This window comes from Mycobacteroides franklinii (assembly GCF_001853795.1).
Lineage (GTDB): Bacteria > Actinomycetota > Actinomycetes > Mycobacteriales > Mycobacteriaceae > Mycobacterium > Mycobacterium franklinii.
The window spans coordinates 1,671,652-1,687,427 of record NZ_MLIK01000019.1 but is presented as its reverse complement, the minus strand read 5'-3'; the positions used below and the strand labels follow the sequence as shown (position 1 = coordinate 1,687,427).

The window sequence follows — 15,776 nt, the reverse complement described above, 5'->3', positions numbered from 1 at the left end:
CTACGCCAGCGTCGCAGTCGCGATAGCGCGCCCGAAGATCTTCTTGCCATTGGTGGTGGCGGTCAGCGCGATGGTGATCGACTTGCTGTCCGCGTCGACCGACTTCACGCGACCGTTGAAGATGATCTCGGCGCCGACACCGTCGTTGGGGACGGTGACGAAGCTGGTGAAGCGCACGTTGTACTCGGTCACCGCGGCCGGGTCACCAATCCACTCGGTGACATATCCGCCACCCAGGCCCATGGTCAGCATGCCGTGGGCGATGGCACCGTCCTCGAGCCCGACCAGTTTGGCGGTCTCGTCGTCCCAGTGGATCGGGTTGAGGTCGCCGGAGACTCCGGCGTAGTTCACCAGATCCTGCCGGGTCAGCGGGATGGTCCTCTCCGGCAGCTGATCTCCCACGTTGACCGAACTGAACTCACGCAATGCCATCAGTTGAACCCGCCTTCTTCTCCGTCTTCTGCAGTGCGCCCGGCAAGAGTCGTTAACAGCTCCTGCACCAGCTCACCCTTGTCATTGGTGATGAGGCTCTTGGTGACGATGATGTCGGCACCGAACGAGCGTCGGATCGAGTCGAGGTACACATCGCAGTACAGCTTGTCGCCGGCCCTGATCGGGCGCAGGAGTCTGAGCTCCTGGTCGACCTGGACGATCTTCTCGTCCTTGATTCCGATGTTCGCGTCCTCGAAGAATGCCGCCTGTGCGGTGTATCCAAAGATGCACAGAAAGGTAGGCGGGGCGACGAGGGAATCGTAACCAAGAGCCGCGGCACCTGCCTCGTCATGATGAGCAGGGTGCTCGCTCTTCACCGCCTCGGCGTGCTCGCGGATCTTCTCCCGCTCGACCACATAGTGGTCGGGGTATCGGTAGTGCGTTCCGACGAGATCTTGCGATAAAGCCACGGGGCGGAACCTACCTACTGATGTTGACCGATACCAAGTAAGGCTTGCCTATTCGTGTCGCGTTGAGACGACACGGGAAGAGCAAAGGGAAGCGCGTCAGCGCGACTCTTTGTGAGGCTGGTGCGATCCGCAGTTCGGGCAGAACTTCTTCAGTTCCAGCCGGTCCGGGTCGTTGCGCCGGTTCTTCTTGGTGATGTAGTTACGGTGCTTGCACGTCTCACAAGCCAAGGTGACCTTGGGCCGGACGTCTGTGCTGGAGGCCACTGCAGTTGCCCTCTTTCGTTCGTTGTCTCTAGGTTCGGGTGGTAGCGGTGGGGAGGCTCGATCTCCCGACCTCACGATTATGAGTCGTGCGCTCTAACCAGCTGAGCTACACCGCCCCGCAGACAGAGCCGGCGTTTCCGCCTTCCGTCCACCGAGCCCCCTAACGGAATCGAACCGTTGACCTTTTCCTTACCATGGAAACGCTCTACCGACTGAGCTAAGGGGGCATTAAAGCCCTCACGAGGGTACCCGTTGACGTCGGCGGAACCAAAACGGCTTATCGGGGGTGGCACGGCACCGGCGCGTACAGCGCCTGCCTGCACAAATCCTCGGCCTCGGCAGTCGATCGGTCCAGCGGTAGTCGGGTATCGATCACGTGCGCCTCGCCCCATCCGTGGTCAGGTCCGACGAATTCGGTGCCCAGCGCCGCCGCGATATCGCCGGCGGCATCCGACATCCCGTCATGGCGGGTGGCCACTCGATGTTGCGCGGTGATCAGCGGTGCCATGCACAGGAACTCCACCATGGGTGCACCTGCCTCGTAGGCGAGCTGATGCGCGCGCAGCCGGTGCCGCGGGCTGCGCCAGGTTCCGTCCAGGATGACGGTGTGGCCGCTCGCCAACGACAGGCGCGCACGCCGTAGCACCGCGTCGTACACGGCACACACGTTCTCCGCCGAGTACAGACCGGCGTCCAGCACGCCCTTTCCTCCGGATATGACGCCGAGCCGATGCAGTTGTTGACGCACCTCGTCCGTCGAAATCACCTGAGCACCAATATCTTCCGATATGCGACGGGCCAAGGTGCTCTTGCCCGTACCCGGGCCACCGCCAACGAGCACCAGCCGCACCGTCGCGGCCCCCAGGTGGTTCAGCGCCATCGCCATGTGCTTGGCCGCCCGCGCCGCGGCCGACCGTTGTCCCTGGATGAACCGGATGCAGTCCACCTTGGCACGCACCAGCGAACGATAGGCAATGTAGAAGTGCCGCAAGGGTTCCGGCGCCGCGTCCGCGGACAACTCCATGTACCGGTTCATGAAATAGTCCCCCAAATCCCGGCGCCCCAGAAACTCCAGATCCATCGCCAGAAACGCCGCATCGTCCAGACCGTCCACATGCCGCAGTCGGTCGTCGAACTCCAGACAATCCAGCAGGACCGGCCCGTTGGGCAGGCAAAAGATATCGCTGGCCATCAGATCTCCATGCCCGTCGACGATTCTCTTGTCGGCCACGCGCTGCGCGAAAAGCACGGCGCGCCCGGAGATGAACTGCGTCGCCAACGTGCGAACCAGACGCACATCGTCGGCGGCGAGCACCGTCCCCGCGTACTTCTCCAAGGCCGTCACGGTGTCCTCCCACCGATCGACGATGGCATCGAGAGATCCCGCCTCATCGATCGACGGACTGCGATCGGCCCGCTGATGGAACGCCGCCAATACCTGGGCGATCGCGTCCAGGTCCGCCTTGGTCACCCGCTTGGACTTGGCCATCGCCGACAGCCGCGTGGAGTCCGGGTAGCGCCGCATCACCACGACCGGTTCGCCCGATTCGCCGTCGGGACCGGTGAGGTGTGAGACGCCGACATAGCTGTCGCGCGAGATCCGACTGTTGAGTGCCACCTCACGGGCACAAGCCCTTTCACGAAGCTCGGGGGTACTGAAATCCAGGAAGTTCGTCACCACCGGTTTTTTGATCTTGTAGGCCAATGCTCCGACCAAAATCACGATACCCGTGTGTGTTTCGCGTATCTCCGCACCGACGGAGGTGGGGCTGATGGTCGATCGTAGTGAGCGCATGACCTCATCGTTGCGGGGCAGCCGGTGCGGACATCCGGCCATGGGCCCCCAATCTATGGGCCAGAAGTCACCAGTTCTTCCCGTCCGGGGCGCGGGGCCCATGCCCCGCGCCACCAACGTGAGGACCTGGGGCACATGGCCGGTGACCAAGTGCCCTGTCCATGCGCGCGTAGGTCACCAAGAGTCGATATCACCACCAGCCGAGCGGAGCAGACATGCCCAAGACAATGGTTCACATTGACGTCATCCAGACCGCGATCCAACTTGCCTGCCGGGCACCGTCTTTGCATAACACGCAACCGTGGCGCTGGATTGCCGACCTTGGGTCCGGACCGGGCGATCTGCACCTGTATCTGGACCGCACCCGGTGTGTCACACGAACCGACGGCGCCGGACGCGAGGCAATCATCAGCTGCGGGGCGGCGCTGGATCATTTCCGGGTCGCGATGGCATCGGCCGGCTGGATGTCCCGTGTGGAGCGGATCCCGGACCCCGACAACCCGGACCATCTGGCCGCCATCACCTTCTCCCCCAGCTCCGTTGTGGTGGTGGGTGATCGTCGGCGTGCCGACGCGATCCTGCAGCGGCGGACCGACCGTCTGCCCTTCGAGGCTCCGCCCAACTGGTCGCAGTTCGCCCGGATGCTGAATACGGTGATCGCCGACAGGACGGTCATCTTGGACGTGATCGACGACATCATGCGGCCGAAGTTGGCCGACGCATCGGCGCTCAGTGACGCGCTGCGCATCTACGATTCCGCCTACCAGACCGAACTCGACTGGTGGACAGCCCCGTTCGCCTTGAATGACGGAGTTCCGCGCAGCGCACTGGTCTCGGCGACCGAGAGCGATCGCGTCGATATCGGCCGCACCTTCCCCGTCGTGACGGAACGGACCTCACGGCCCGGCCTGCAGGAGGACCAGGCCAGGGTGCTGGCGTTGTCCACGGCCAGAGATACCCCGAAAAATCTCCTGCGTTGCGGCGAGCTGCTCTCCGAAGTGCTGCTGGAGGCGACGCTCGCCGGCATGGCGACCTGCACCATCACCCACATGCTGGAGCTGACCGCGAGCCGAGAAGTCGTCGGCACCGCCATCGGCAGGACGCACCCGCAGGCGTTGATCCGAGTGGGGATGGCGCCACCGTTCGGTCGTATCCCACCACCGACACCACGCCGGTCTCTTGCCGATGTGTTCGAGATCCGCGGCTAGTGCACGGCCATGAGCGAAGTCCGTGCACACGAATCCGCGGTGGTGGTCGGTATCGACGGGTCACGGTCGGCGGTGCGGGCCGCGCTCTGGGCAGTCGACGAGGCGCTGCACCGCGAGGTACCGCTACGCCTGGTTCACGTGGCGCCTCAGCCCGAGTTCCCGGAGTTCAGTGACGAGCGCAGTCCCGCCGGGACGGCCGTGCGACACGTGTTCCGCGAGATCGGCGCCACCGGCAAACCGGTGAAGATCGAGGCCGAGATCCGGCATGGCCGAGTGGCGGACGTGCTGTTGGATGCCTCGCGCAGCGCCGTCATGCTCTGCGTGGGAGCGATCGGCATCAGTGGCTCCGACACCCGCGCGGTCGGGTCCACCGCCGCAGAGGTTCTCCCGTCCGCGCGCTGCCCGGTCGCGGTGATCCGTGACGGCCACTCACTACTCGGCACGACTCCCGCGGTGGTGGTGGAGATCGACGAGTCGCACGAGTCGGCAGCCTCCTTGGAGCTGGCCGCTCACGAAGCACAGCTACGCGGTGCACCGATGCGTGTCCTGCTACGCCATCGCCCGATCGCGCGGTCCGGCCAGCGGGTCGCCACCTTGGCCCGCGGCGACCGTCGCGTGGCAGCGGTCCAGTTGGAGCGGCGTCTGGCGCCATTGCGGGTGCGGTATCCGAATCTGGACATCCGCGCCCTCGATCCGGTGGGCGGCACGCTGGACTACCTGGAACGCCATGGGCATACCGTGCAGCTGGTCGTCGTCGGGGCCGGTGACACGGCTCACGTGCAGGAATTGGTCGGCCCCAACGGGTCCGGTGTGCTTGGCCGGACGCACTGCTCGGTGCTGATCGCGGCGCGCCAGCGGCTGTTGTAGGCCTCACCGGCACGGTGCCGACCCCGGAAATGCAATCAGGCCCCCTCGTGAGGGGGCCTGAGCAGTGTGGCGGGTGCAGGATTCGAACCTGCGTAGGCGTAAGCCGACGGATTTACAGTCCGCTCCCATTGGCCGCTCGGGCAACCCGCCTTATCAGACGATGCAGGATACAACGATAGGGTCGGGCCAACGCAAACCGACTGGATACGGAACATACGAAGAGCAGAAAGAGGGAGCAGTCATGGCGGATTCATCATTCGACATCGTGAGCAAGATCGATCGCCAGGAGGTCGACAACGCGCTGAACCAGGCGGCCAAGGAGCTGACCACTCGCTTCGATTTCCGCGGCACCGACACCACCATCGCCTGGAAGGGCGAGGAGGCCATCGAACTGGTGAGCTCCACCGAGGAGCGCTTGAAGGCGGCCGTCGACGTCTTCAAGGAGAAGCTGATCCGCCGCGATATCAGCATGAAGGCCTTCGACGCCGGTGACCCGCAGCCCAGCGGCAAGACCTTCCGGCTCACCGGCACCCTCAAACAGGGCATTGACGCCGAGAATGCCAAGAAGATCAACAAGCTCATCCGTGACGAAGGCCCCAAGGGCGTCAAGTCGCAGGTCCAGGGCGAGGAGATCCGGGTTTCGAGCAAGAAGCGCGATGACCTGCAGGCCGTCCAGTCACTGCTGAGGGGCTCCGACCTGGATATTGCGTTGCAGTTCGTCAACTACCGGTAGCAGGATCGGTCGATGATCCCCGCTGTCTCGCCATCACACCTGATCGGCTTCGCGCTGGTCGCGTACGCCCTCATCGTGATTCCGGGTCCCAGCGTGCTGTTCTCCATCGGCCGTTCACTCAGCCTGGGCCGACGCGCGGGCCTTTTGAGCGTCCTTGGCAATACGGCAGGCACCGCCGTGTTCGTGGCGCTGGCGACGGCCGGGCTGGGGGCGCTGCTGGCAGCCTCCGCCTGGGCACTGACCGCGGTGAAGCTGGTTGGCGCGGCCTATCTGATTTACCTTGGTGTACAGGCGATCCGGAACCGCAAGTCACTTATCCAGGCGTTGAACGCGGACCACCCCACGGCGGTACGGCCGCGTGTCTTCCGACAGGGCTTCATTGTCGGCCTGACCAACCCGAAGACGGCGCTGTTCTTCGCCGCGGTGCTGCCTCAGTTCGCCGATCCGGCTGCGGGCTCGGTGCCGAGCCAGATACTCGTCTTCGGCATCGTGTTCGTTGCGATGGCACTCGTCTCGGACAGCCTGTGGGCGCTGCTAGCCAGCACCGCCCGCGATTGGTTCGCACGTTCGCCCCGCCGGCTGGAAGCAGTGGGCGGCGCCGGCGGCATCATGATCGTCGGGCTGGGTGCCGGCGTGGCGATCTCGGGCACATCGTCCTGACCCCTGCCCGACCATCGACACGCCGCGTTCCGGCGGCGCTACTCGCGAAACGCGTCAGAAACCGGAGTCTCGGCGACAGGCCGCCAGCAGCTCGGCCAGCTGCGCCCGGTCGGGCCGGTACGGGGTGTTGAAGCCCAAACGGTGCACCAGATCGCCGTAGCGGCGCGCTAATTCGCGTGCACCCCGCGCAGCGTCGGTGACGGTGATGGCCGCGGTATCGAGGAACTCGTCGTCGATCAGAGTGGCCATGGCATCCCATTCACCTTGTTTGGACAGCTCTTTGAGTTTCGGGCCGACATCCGCTCGGCCGTGCAGTTCCAGGATCGGCCAGTAGGCCGGCGTGGAACCGTAAAACGCCAGCTGTTTGCGCACCGCCGCACGCGCACGCGCCAGCTCGGCGTCATCGCGTCCGATGACGATCATCGGTGAGTGATGGATCTGGATGTCGGCGAGCGTCTTTCCCGCTTTCGCCGCACCACGGCCCAGGGTCGGTCGCGTAACCTGCGCAAGGTAGTCGGGCGTGCAGAACGGATGCGACATGAATCCGTCGGCCACTTCGCCGGCCACCGCCGTCATCCCACTGCCGACACCGGCCAGCCAGATCGGTGGCGGGCCAAAGGCGCTCACCTCAGCCGGATCGGGCATGAACATGGGCGTCATGAGGGTGTTCTGGTAGAACTCGCCGCGATAGTCCAACGCTCCGCGCTCCTGCCATGACTGCCAGATGGCGCGCACCGCGAGCACCATGTCCCGCATCCTCGCGGCGGGACTGCTCCACGGCATGTCGAACCGGCGGGTGATGTGCGGTTTGATCTGCGTGCCGAGCCCCAGGATGAATCGGCCGCCCGAGTACGCCTGCAGATCCCAGCCAATAGTGGCCAGCAACATGGGATTTCGCGCAAATGCGACAGCGATCGAAGTGCCCAGCGCGATGTCCTTGGTGTGCCCGGCCGCCAGCAGTATCGGCAGGAAGGGGTCGTGCGCACCTTCGAAGGTCCAGATGCCGGCGTACCCGGATTCCTCGGCTTCGGCGGCATCGGTGGCCATGGTGTTCAACCCGGTTGTGAGCGTCACGTCGATCAACACCTCACTCATATTGCCGAAGTGCATATTGGAGGCGCACAGGGCCCATACCCTGGCGAGTATGGCAGCACTTCGTGAACCGCAAGTCGTCGTCCTCGGTGGCGGATCCTGGGGCACCACGGTGGCCTCAATTGTGGCGCGGCGCAGTCCCACCCTGCAGTGGGCCCGCTCCCCCGAGACTGTCGCGGATATCAATGAGCGGCACCGCAATTCGCGGTACCTGACCGATGAGGTGGAGCTGACCGAGAGCCTGCGCGCCACGTCGGATCTGCACGAGGCCGTCGAGCAGGCCGATGTGGTGATCATGGGGGTTCCCTCGCACAGCTTCCGCGAGGTGCTCACCGAGATCGGGCAATCCCTGCGCCCGTGGGTGCCCATCGTCTCGTTGGTGAAGGGCCTCGAGCAGGGTTCGCGGATGCGGATGTCGCAGATCATCGAGGAAGTACTCCCCGGGCATCCGGCGGGCATTCTGGCCGGCCCCAATATCGCCAAGGAGGTGGCCCGCGGATATGCGGCCGCCGGTGTGGTCGCGATGCCCGATCAGCACCAGGCGGACCGCCTGGGCGAGCTTTTCCGCACCTCACGCTTTCGCGTGTACAGCACCAACGACGTCGTGGGCGTCGAGATGGCGGGTGCACTCAAGAACGTCTTCGCCATCGCCAGCGGGATGGGTTACGCGATCGGGATCGGCGAGAACACGCGCGCCATGGTGATCGCACGGGCCCTGCGAGAGATGACCAAACTCGGGGTGGCCATGGGCGGTGATCCCGAGACGTTCCCCGGCCTGGCGGGTCTGGGCGACCTCATCGTGACCTGCACGAGTCCCAGCAGCCGCAACCGGCACGTGGGTGAGGAGATCGGCAAGGGCAAGACCATCGACGAGATCATCGAATCGATGAATCAGGTCGCCGAGGGGGTGAAGGCATCCTCGGTGGTGATGACCCTTGCCGATGAGTACGGCATCCAAATGCCGATCGCCCGCGAGGTCGACGGGGTGATCAATCACGGCTCCACGGTGGAGCAGGCCTACCGCGGGCTCATGGCCGAGACGCCCGGCCACGAGGTGCACGGCACCGGATTCTGATCAGGCCGGCAGGTACTCGGGCTTCACCACATCGCGCAGCTCGGACAGCGCAACCCGGCTCTGCATCGGTCCCTCCGCATAGGACGCCACTCGATACGGCTCGAACGAGAACAGCAGCGCGTCACCGTCCAGCGAAAAGTCCTTGAAATTCCCCGGTTCCGGATCCGTTCCGGTATCGACGAATTCGGTGCCAATACCGCCGAGCTGTGCACGCAGGTCGCTGCGCACCAGCGCCGCGATCTTCGGCAGCGCGGCCACGGGATCGATCAACAGCGTGTCCACGGTGATGGGCTGTTTGGTGGTGCGGTCGAAGGCGAGGGTACGAAACGCGAACCCCGGGTGATAGCCACCAAGTGACTCGCTGATCGAGAAGCGCACGCTATCGGAGGGATGCACGCCCTTGCCCTGATACGTCTCAAAGCTGACCTGAAGCGCCCAGGGCTTTCCCGCGGGTGGGGCACCGGCGCGTTCGACGGACTTGCGGAAGTTGGCGCGAACATCCGCCACGGTGTCATCCACTGCCCGCTGCAATTCGGGGAACGACGAATCCCATTGCACGGGAATCACCAGATGCTGCGTCGCCTGCGGCGTGGCGTCGTCGATGACGCAGCCTTGTGCGGCGTCCCAACGACCGCCGTGTTTCGGGCACGCGGCCTCGCCGCTCGGATCGACGCGGGCGGGGGGCGATGCCGTGGCGGATTCCGACGCGCTGGTGGATTCCGGGGCGGATGTTTCCCTGGGGGCCTCTGCCCGATCACAACCGACGAGGACGACACCGCACAGGACGGCGGTCAGTAGGTACCCCAAACGCATGGGAACCAATCTAACCGGCCGCTACGTGGTGTAGCTGCCGCCCGGGCCAACCACGAAGCCGTTCTGCCAGCGATTGTTGACGCAGGTCAGCGTGCCACCCCCATCCAGACCGCAACTCACTTCGCGGTAGCTCAACCGGGATCCCGGCGGCAGTGGCTTGAACGGCTCGCCGCCGAGGCCGTAGATCGGCCGGTCGGTGCTCGCGAAACCGGGGGCATTGCTGCCGCTGACGAGGTTCGCTCCGTTGGGGGCGCCGGGCAACGGTCCGCTGCAGCCGTAGCTCGCGTCGGCGCGCTTGATCAGGCAGGAGATTCCGCCGGGGATGGTGAAGCCGTACGCGGTGTCGGCCAACGTGCTGTACTCCAGCGGCGATACCGGGGTGAGTCCGTTGACATTCGGAAGCCCGGACGGGTCAAGGGGATTCGGGGTGTCCGGGTCGGCGGTCGCCGTGCCTGCCAACATCATGGCAGCGACGACGCCGGTCACAGCGCCAAGGATGGGCAGGATACGCATCCCGTGACCATATCCAAGTTCGCGCGTGATCTCGCGGCTACTGGTCGAAGGCGATATCGACACTGTCCGTGACCGGAACGGCCTGACATGCGAGGGTCAACCCCATCGCGAGGTCGGCCTCGACCAGGGTGTCGTTGCGCAGCATCCGCACCTCGCCGCGGCGCACGGTGCAGGCGCACGCACTGCATGCGCCTTCACGGCACGAGTACGGCGCGTCGATGCCCTGCGCGAGCAGCACATCGAGCAGCGGGGTGTTCCTGGGCCACTCGACGGTGACCTGTGTGCCGTCGAGCTCCACAGTTGCCCGGGCCGCATCCTCGCCACCGTGCGGGATGACGATGTCGGCAAACGGGTCACCGGACAGAGACTGGTAGAGCTCGATGTGAATGTGCTTGGCGGGCATTCCGACGGCCGACAACGCGGCCCGGGCCTCCGTCATGAACGGTGCGGGGCCGCAGATGTACGTGCTGTACCGCGTGTAGGCGGTGAACATCTCGGACATGGCGTCGCGGGTGGGCAGGCCGCGTTCGGCTTCGAGCCAGTGCACGACGCGCAGCCGATCCGGGAATTCCACCATGATGTCGTCGATCTCGGCGCCGAAGATCACGCTCTGCTCGTCGCGGTTCGCGTAGAAGAGATACACGGTTCCCGCACCACCGAGCAGCACCGACTTGGCGATGGACAGCATCGGGGTGATGCCGCTTCCGGCGGCAATCAACAAGAAGTCGCCGTCCAGCGAGCGCGGAACGAAGACCCCGGAGGGAGTCAGCACGGTGATGTGGTCTCCAACACCGACGTTGTCGCACAGCCAGTTCGACGCATACCCGCCGTCGGTGCGTTTGATGGTGACCACGAGGTCGTCGTCAAGGTGCGGTGAACTGGACAACGAGTAACAGCGGGCCACCGAGCCTGTCTGCTCACTGGGGACCTTCAGCGTCAGAAACTGGCCCGGCCGGTAGCGGAAAGCGTCGACGAGTGCATCCGGCACTTCGAACACCAGGGAAACGGCATCCCCTGTCTCCCTGATGATCTCGACGACCTCGAGAGAGTGAACATGAGGATTTCCGGTCACCCTGCGCGCGTCGGGAGTAGCGATGTCTGTCATCGGCCGCCGCCTAGAGTTCGATGCCGAAGCGGGCCGCGATCTTTTTGCCGACCCCGTACTTGCCGATGCCATAGAAGGGCGCCATCAGGTCCCCGTAGCGCGGTCCGATGACGCGCGGTATGGCGTCGAACACCCTGGCATCGGGACCGATCAACACGCGTGGCCGATTCTTCTCCACCCCACGCAGAATGATCCGTGCGGCCGAGTCCGGCCGGGTGATGGCCGCGAGCTGGAATCCTTTCCGGACGGTTTCCCGGTCGACGCCCTCTGGGATACCGCGCGCGCTCGATGCGATGTTGGTCTTGATGCCACCGGGGTGCACACAGGTGACACCGACGGGGTACTTCGCCGCCCGGATCTCCTGACGCAGCGCCTCGGTGAAGCCGCGAACAGCGAATTTCGCTGCGTTATAGGCACTCTGGGAAGGTATGCCCATAAATCCAAACACCGACGACACGTTGACGAGATGACCGTCGCCGGACTCGATCAGATGCGGCAGGAAGGCCTTGGTGCCGTGGGCGACTCCCCAGAAGTTGATATTCATCAACCAGTCGAAGTCATCCCATTCCATGTCCTTGACATCGGCCGACAGCGCCACCCCGGCGTTGTTGAACACCAGGTTGACCTGACCGAACTCGTTCTTGACGTCGGCGGCATGGGCGTAGACGGCGCTGCGGTCGGCGACATCGAGTTCGAACGGGATCGCGGTCGCACCTGCTTTCTCGCAACGTCCCGCGGTGTCGGCCACCCCGGCGGTGTCGATGTCCGAGAGTGCCAGCCGCGCACCGCGCTGCGCCAGTGCCAACGCCAGGCTGCGGCCGATACCCGAACCGGCACCGGTGATTACGGCGACCTTGTTGTCGAAGTCCTTCATCGTTTCTCGCTTCTGTGGGACGGGGAAAACGGCTAGTTTGTGGCCATGCTCGGCGACGTCTGCCGGGGCCCGTTCACCAGGGGAACGGTCTTGCGAACAGCCGGGCGCACCGCACCCTCGAACTCGTACTCGGTGGGGTCGACCCTTCTTGTCTGCGACCAGTATTCGAAGGTGAATCCCGACCACAGTGTCCGGTTCTTGCCATGCTCATCCAGGTACCAGCTCTGGCAACCGCCGCTATTCCACACCGAGCCCTCCAGCTTGCGTTGGACCTCGGCATTGAAGCGGTCCTGGGCCTCGCGGGTGGGCACAATCGCCTGGGCGTACGCCCCGTCGACGCGTTTGATCGCCTCGGTGACGTAGTGGATCTGCGATTCGATCATGAACACGATCGAGTTGTGGCCCAGGCCCGTATTGGGCCCGAGGAGGAAGAAAAGGTTGGGCATGCCGGCGATGGTGATGCCGCGGTGAGCGGCGACCCCTTCCCTCGACCAACGGTCGCCGAGGTCCTCACCGCGCTGCCCCTTCAGGTCCAGATACTTGTACGAGTCGGTGACGTGGAAACCGGTGCCGAAGATGATGGCGTCGACCTTGCGTTCTATCCCGTCACTGGTGATGACGCCGTCCGCGGTCACCCCGGTGATGGACTCGGTGACCAATTCCGTTTTCGGGTTATCGATGGCCTTGTAGTACGTCCCAGATCCCAACAGGCGTTTGCACCCCGCGCGGTAATCGGGTGTCACCTTCCGGCGTACTTCTGGATCGGAGATCTGGCTCTTGATGTACGCACGGCCCAGCAGCTCAACACCTTTCAACAAGGCAGGCCTGCGATTCATCGCGTACGCACCGGCCTCCGCGCCGAAGTACATGCCGCTGCGGAACAGCGCGCGCAGGCCGGGAACACTCGCGAACGCCCGTTTGGCCAATGCGCCGAACTCGACATTGGTGCGTGGCAGCACCCACGGCGGAGTGCGCTGGAACAGCTTCAGCTCACCGACCTTCCCGACAATCTCGGGGACAAACTGAATAGCGCTGGCGCCCGTACCGATTACCGCGACCTTTTTGCCGGTCAGGTCGAAGTCATGGTTCCACTGCGCCGAGTGGAAGACCGGTCCCTCGAAGCGGTCAAGGCCCTCGATCCCCGGGATGCTCGGGATGTGCAGGGCACCGACCCCCGAGATGAGGAACTGGCAGATGTACTCCTGGCCGCTATCGGTGAAAACATGCCAGCGGTACTCGTCCTCATCCCAGTACCCGCGGGTGACGCGTGTGTTGAAGGTGACGTGCCGATAAAGGCCGTATTTGGCGGCGACTTCCTTCAGGTAGTCAAAGATCTCGGGCTGCCGGGAGAAGAGCTGTTCCCAGTTCGATCGCGGCTCGAAGGAGAAAGAATACAGATGGGTAGGCACATCACATGCCGCACCGGGATAGGTGTTATCGCGCCATGTTCCGCCTACCTCGCCTGCCTTCTCAAGGATGAGGAACGGTACTCCCATTCTCTGCAAGGCAATTCCCGCGCCAATACCCGAGAACCCCGTGCCGACAATCAACGCGCGAATGCGGATGGGCTCCGACGAACCGCTATCGTCTGCGGTTCCGGGTTGCTCCTCTTCGCGCGATGCTTCGGTAACAGTCATGTGGTGCAATCTCTTTCTGTTTCACGGGTAGACCCTGGACATGGCTGAACCTGGCTCATTGCACCGGCAACGAGCCAGTTCGATTGCCGCGCTTACCGCGCCTTGATCTCGGCCAAAATGTCTTCGGGCATCGCGCGGGACATCCGCAGCAGTCGGCCGGTGAATTTGCCGTCCAGGAAACCGATCTCGTGCATGAAACGCATCAGGGGCTCCGAAACCCAGGTCGCATTTTCGCGATAATGCGGGGAGGTCAGGAAGGTGAACAAACCACGGAGAGGATGGATTCCCACCGACCGGTAGGCCTTCGGATTGAAGAGCACCGGATAGATACCGATCACCGACAGGGCGAAGACCGCTCGATGGAACGCGTTGGAGACCGGTCCCCGCTCGGCGATCTGTCGGACCAGTTCCTCACGCGCATAAGTGATATGCCGCGCCTCTTCCAGCACGTGGATCTTCATGAGCTGACGGGCATGCGGCTGCACCGTCTCATCCATCATCGTTTCCCGCTGCGCACGGTCCAGCACCTCCTCGACCAGCAGCAGGGTGCCGAGCCCCGAGGGGCCCAGTGGTACCAAACCGAGGAGCCGGATGACGCGCGTCGCGAACTTCGGATAGGTGTACGGCTCGATGCCGAGCTTGTTCACCAGGCGGCCAAACATGGTGGAGTGCCGCGCTTCTTCGCTGATCTCGGTCAGCGCATAGCGGCCGTGATCGGTCGCTCCCCCATTCTGCTCGACAACCTGCCGCCACAGCATGGCGCTGAGACCGGTCTCGACGTAGATACCGAAGCTCAACACGGAGCCCAGCTCATGGCGCGTCAGCTCGATGCGCTGTTCCTGAGTCAGCTTGTCCCACAGCGTGGTGCCGTACAGCGACGTCCGGCGCGGCGTGGCCCAGTACAAGCCGGGCACCACCGGGGCGTCCCAGTCGATATCGACCTCGCCGTCGTAGGCGCGTTCCGCGGCCGAGCGCAACAGCCGTTGCGCGGTCTTCTCCCGATCCCCGACGGACTTGCCCCGTACCGACGAGGCGCCGGCCTCGTGCAGAGCCCTTGGCTGGTCGATGGTCGTCATTGATCCCGCCCTCCCGTTTTATTCATTACTTCGAGTATCCGTTACTCTTCATACCGCTAATCTGAGTCTCATCCTCGCGCGCCGGTTTGTCAATGCCTCACGCGACGTCAAAGAAGCCCATGACCTCCGAGAATCGCCCGTGCAGCAGCAGTTCTGAACATCCCCGCGCCCTCGGCGACCTCGAAGTATCGACCCAGCAGCGCCGCATTCCGGTGGCGAATGTTCTCGCTGCGCGCGGCCGCGCGGCGCCCCCTCCTCGAGGTCAGGCCCACGCCGGCGTAGACCTGCGGCCGGACGATCAATGACGTCACCAACACCGTCAGCAGCGCGAGTGATACGTCCGCCCAGGCCGCTGGGAGGTACTTGCGGGTGTCCGTAGCTCGGTACAGCTCGTCCTCGGCGAACTCGAGCTGACGACGGCTGACCAGAACGCAGATCTTCGCGACCTGCCGGACCACTGGCTGAGCCAGCTCGTCGGCCTCAAGCTCGCCCATCAACCCATGAATCAGCCTGTGCAACAACAGAACGAAGCCGCGCCCCAGCGGGCCGTGCGGAATGAGCGGAACGCAGAACCGTTGCAGACGCTGCACCACCACGGGGGCGGGCTGCAGCTCCAGCCCCGTTTTGTTGATCAGCCGGCCGACCATGGTGGCGTTGCGGCTGATATCGCGGACACTGGCCAACAGGAACCGGGTGTAATCGTCGGCCAGGGTGTTGCCCTCGATGACGTCGCGGAACATCAGCGACGCCAGTGCGCCCTGTGCATCCATCACGAAACTGAGCAGACTGACCAGCTCCCGGCGTACCAACTCCTCTTGCTGCGCAACCGAAAGCGCATCCCACTCCGGCGTGCCGTAGATCGACACCCGAGGTGCGGCCAGCCAGTGCTTGCCCGAGTCCAGCGGCGCATCCCAATCGATGTCCAGCTCGGGGTCATAGCTGAGTTCCGTCGCCTCGAAGAGCAGCCGGCGAGCGGTTTTGAGCCGATCGCCCACTCGCCGCCGCCGAGTAGGCACCTCGCCATCGACAGTGGTGGCCGGGGTGAAGTCACGGTCGGCGTAATTGATGTCTTTGTAACTGCTGGACGTCACGTCACTGCCTTCTGATCAGCCAAGATCAAGTATCCGTACCCAAAAGTATGGGGTACTGTTTGTTACGACAA

General features: G+C 64.2%; 17 protein-coding genes and 3 tRNA genes. 5 read left to right on the top strand and 15 right to left on the bottom strand.

Features of this window, described 5'->3' with window-relative positions; all coding sequences use genetic code 11:
* From hadB to BKG76_RS15775, 6 genes are all read right to left on the bottom strand, one after another.
* Positions 1-432, bottom strand: coding sequence for a (3R)-hydroxyacyl-ACP dehydratase subunit HadB (gene hadB / locus BKG76_RS15800; protein ID WP_070938452.1), 432 nt, complete (start codon positions 430-432; stop codon positions 1-3).
* The gene (hadA, locus tag BKG76_RS15795) at positions 432-902 is read right to left on the bottom strand and encodes a (3R)-hydroxyacyl-ACP dehydratase subunit HadA (protein ID WP_070938451.1); all 471 of its coding nucleotides are present in this window, start codon (positions 900-902) and stop codon (positions 432-434) included. Before hadA ends, hadB begins: the two co-directional genes overlap by 1 nt.
* A gap of 96 nt (positions 903-998) precedes the next feature.
* Positions 999-1,166: a 50S ribosomal protein L33 gene (gene rpmG, locus BKG76_RS15790; protein ID WP_030096611.1), complete on the bottom strand. Its 168-nt coding sequence runs from the start codon at positions 1,164-1,166 to the stop codon at positions 999-1,001.
* Positions 1,167-1,205: 39 nt separating this feature from the next.
* Positions 1,206-1,282, bottom strand: a tRNA-Met gene (locus BKG76_RS15785).
* A gap of 38 nt (positions 1,283-1,320) precedes the next feature.
* A tRNA-Thr gene (locus BKG76_RS15780) sits at positions 1,321-1,393 on the bottom strand.
* Between the two features lie 50 nt (positions 1,394-1,443).
* Positions 1,444-3,003 carry a bifunctional aminoglycoside phosphotransferase/ATP-binding protein gene (locus BKG76_RS15775; protein ID WP_109420767.1) on the bottom strand — a complete coding sequence of 520 codons (1,560 nt, stop codon included), beginning with the start codon at positions 3,001-3,003 and terminating at the stop codon, positions 1,444-1,446.
* Positions 3,004-3,176: 173 nt separating this feature from the next.
* Here BKG76_RS15775 and BKG76_RS15770 point away from each other — a divergent pair, with 173 nt between their 5' ends.
* Entirely contained in the window at positions 3,177-4,169 is a 993-nt protein-coding gene (locus tag BKG76_RS15770) for an Acg family FMN-binding oxidoreductase (protein WP_070938450.1), read from the top strand.
* 9 nt (positions 4,170-4,178) lie between these two features.
* Positions 4,179-5,036: a universal stress protein gene (locus tag BKG76_RS15765; protein ID WP_070938449.1), complete on the top strand. Its 858-nt coding sequence runs from the start codon at positions 4,179-4,181 to the stop codon at positions 5,034-5,036.
* Positions 5,037-5,103: 67 nt separating this feature from the next.
* Here BKG76_RS15765 and BKG76_RS15760 read toward each other — a convergent pair.
* Positions 5,104-5,186 (bottom strand) — tRNA-Tyr (locus BKG76_RS15760).
* Between the two features lie 91 nt (positions 5,187-5,277).
* On the opposite strand from BKG76_RS15760, the gene BKG76_RS15755 reads away from it, so the two are divergent.
* Positions 5,278-5,769: a YajQ family cyclic di-GMP-binding protein gene (locus BKG76_RS15755; protein ID WP_070938448.1), complete on the top strand. Its 492-nt coding sequence runs from the start codon at positions 5,278-5,280 to the stop codon at positions 5,767-5,769.
* 12 nt (positions 5,770-5,781) lie between these two features.
* Entirely contained in the window at positions 5,782-6,429 is a 648-nt protein-coding gene (locus BKG76_RS15750) for a LysE family translocator (protein WP_070938447.1), read from the top strand.
* A gap of 54 nt (positions 6,430-6,483) precedes the next feature.
* Here the strand turns inward: BKG76_RS15750 and BKG76_RS15745 are convergent, their stop codons facing one another.
* On the bottom strand, positions 6,484-7,539 hold the full coding sequence (locus BKG76_RS15745) for a TIGR03617 family F420-dependent LLM class oxidoreductase (RefSeq protein WP_070938446.1): 1,056 nt from the start codon (positions 7,537-7,539) through the stop codon (positions 6,484-6,486).
* 34 nt (positions 7,540-7,573) lie between these two features.
* Between BKG76_RS15745 and BKG76_RS15740 the strand changes: the two genes are divergently transcribed.
* Complete coding sequence (locus BKG76_RS15740; RefSeq protein WP_070938445.1) at positions 7,574-8,596, top strand: NAD(P)H-dependent glycerol-3-phosphate dehydrogenase; 1,023 nt, start codon at positions 7,574-7,576, stop codon at positions 8,594-8,596.
* Here the strand turns inward: BKG76_RS15740 and BKG76_RS15735 are convergent, their stop codons facing one another.
* The 7 genes from BKG76_RS15735 to BKG76_RS15705 all read right to left on the bottom strand — a co-directional run bounded on the left by BKG76_RS15735 (position 8,597) and on the right by BKG76_RS15705 (position 15,705).
* A complete protein-coding gene (locus tag BKG76_RS15735; RefSeq protein ID WP_070938444.1) occupies positions 8,597-9,409 on the bottom strand; it encodes an RsiV family protein in 813 nt (270 codons plus the stop codon).
* A 21-nt stretch (positions 9,410-9,430) separates the two neighbouring features.
* Positions 9,431-9,922 (bottom strand): hypothetical protein, encoded by a 492-nt coding sequence (locus BKG76_RS15730; RefSeq protein WP_070938443.1) that lies wholly within the window; start codon positions 9,920-9,922, stop codon positions 9,431-9,433.
* A gap of 37 nt (positions 9,923-9,959) precedes the next feature.
* Positions 9,960-11,027, bottom strand: coding sequence for a ferredoxin--NADP reductase (locus BKG76_RS15725; protein ID WP_070938442.1), 1,068 nt, complete (start codon positions 11,025-11,027; stop codon positions 9,960-9,962).
* Between the two features lie 10 nt (positions 11,028-11,037).
* Complete coding sequence (locus BKG76_RS15720; protein WP_070938441.1) at positions 11,038-11,901, bottom strand: SDR family NAD(P)-dependent oxidoreductase; 864 nt, start codon at positions 11,899-11,901, stop codon at positions 11,038-11,040.
* Between the two features lie 32 nt (positions 11,902-11,933).
* A complete protein-coding gene (locus tag BKG76_RS15715) occupies positions 11,934-13,538 on the bottom strand; it encodes a flavin-containing monooxygenase (RefSeq protein ID WP_070938440.1) in 1,605 nt (534 codons plus the stop codon).
* 92 nt (positions 13,539-13,630) lie between these two features.
* Entirely contained in the window at positions 13,631-14,614 is a 984-nt protein-coding gene (locus tag BKG76_RS15710) for an AurF N-oxygenase family protein (RefSeq protein ID WP_070938439.1), read from the bottom strand.
* Positions 14,615-14,721: 107 nt separating this feature from the next.
* Positions 14,722-15,705 carry a diiron oxygenase gene (locus BKG76_RS15705; protein ID WP_070938438.1) on the bottom strand — a complete coding sequence of 328 codons (984 nt, stop codon included), beginning with the start codon at positions 15,703-15,705 and terminating at the stop codon, positions 14,722-14,724.
* Positions 15,706-15,776 lie beyond the last annotated feature (71 nt).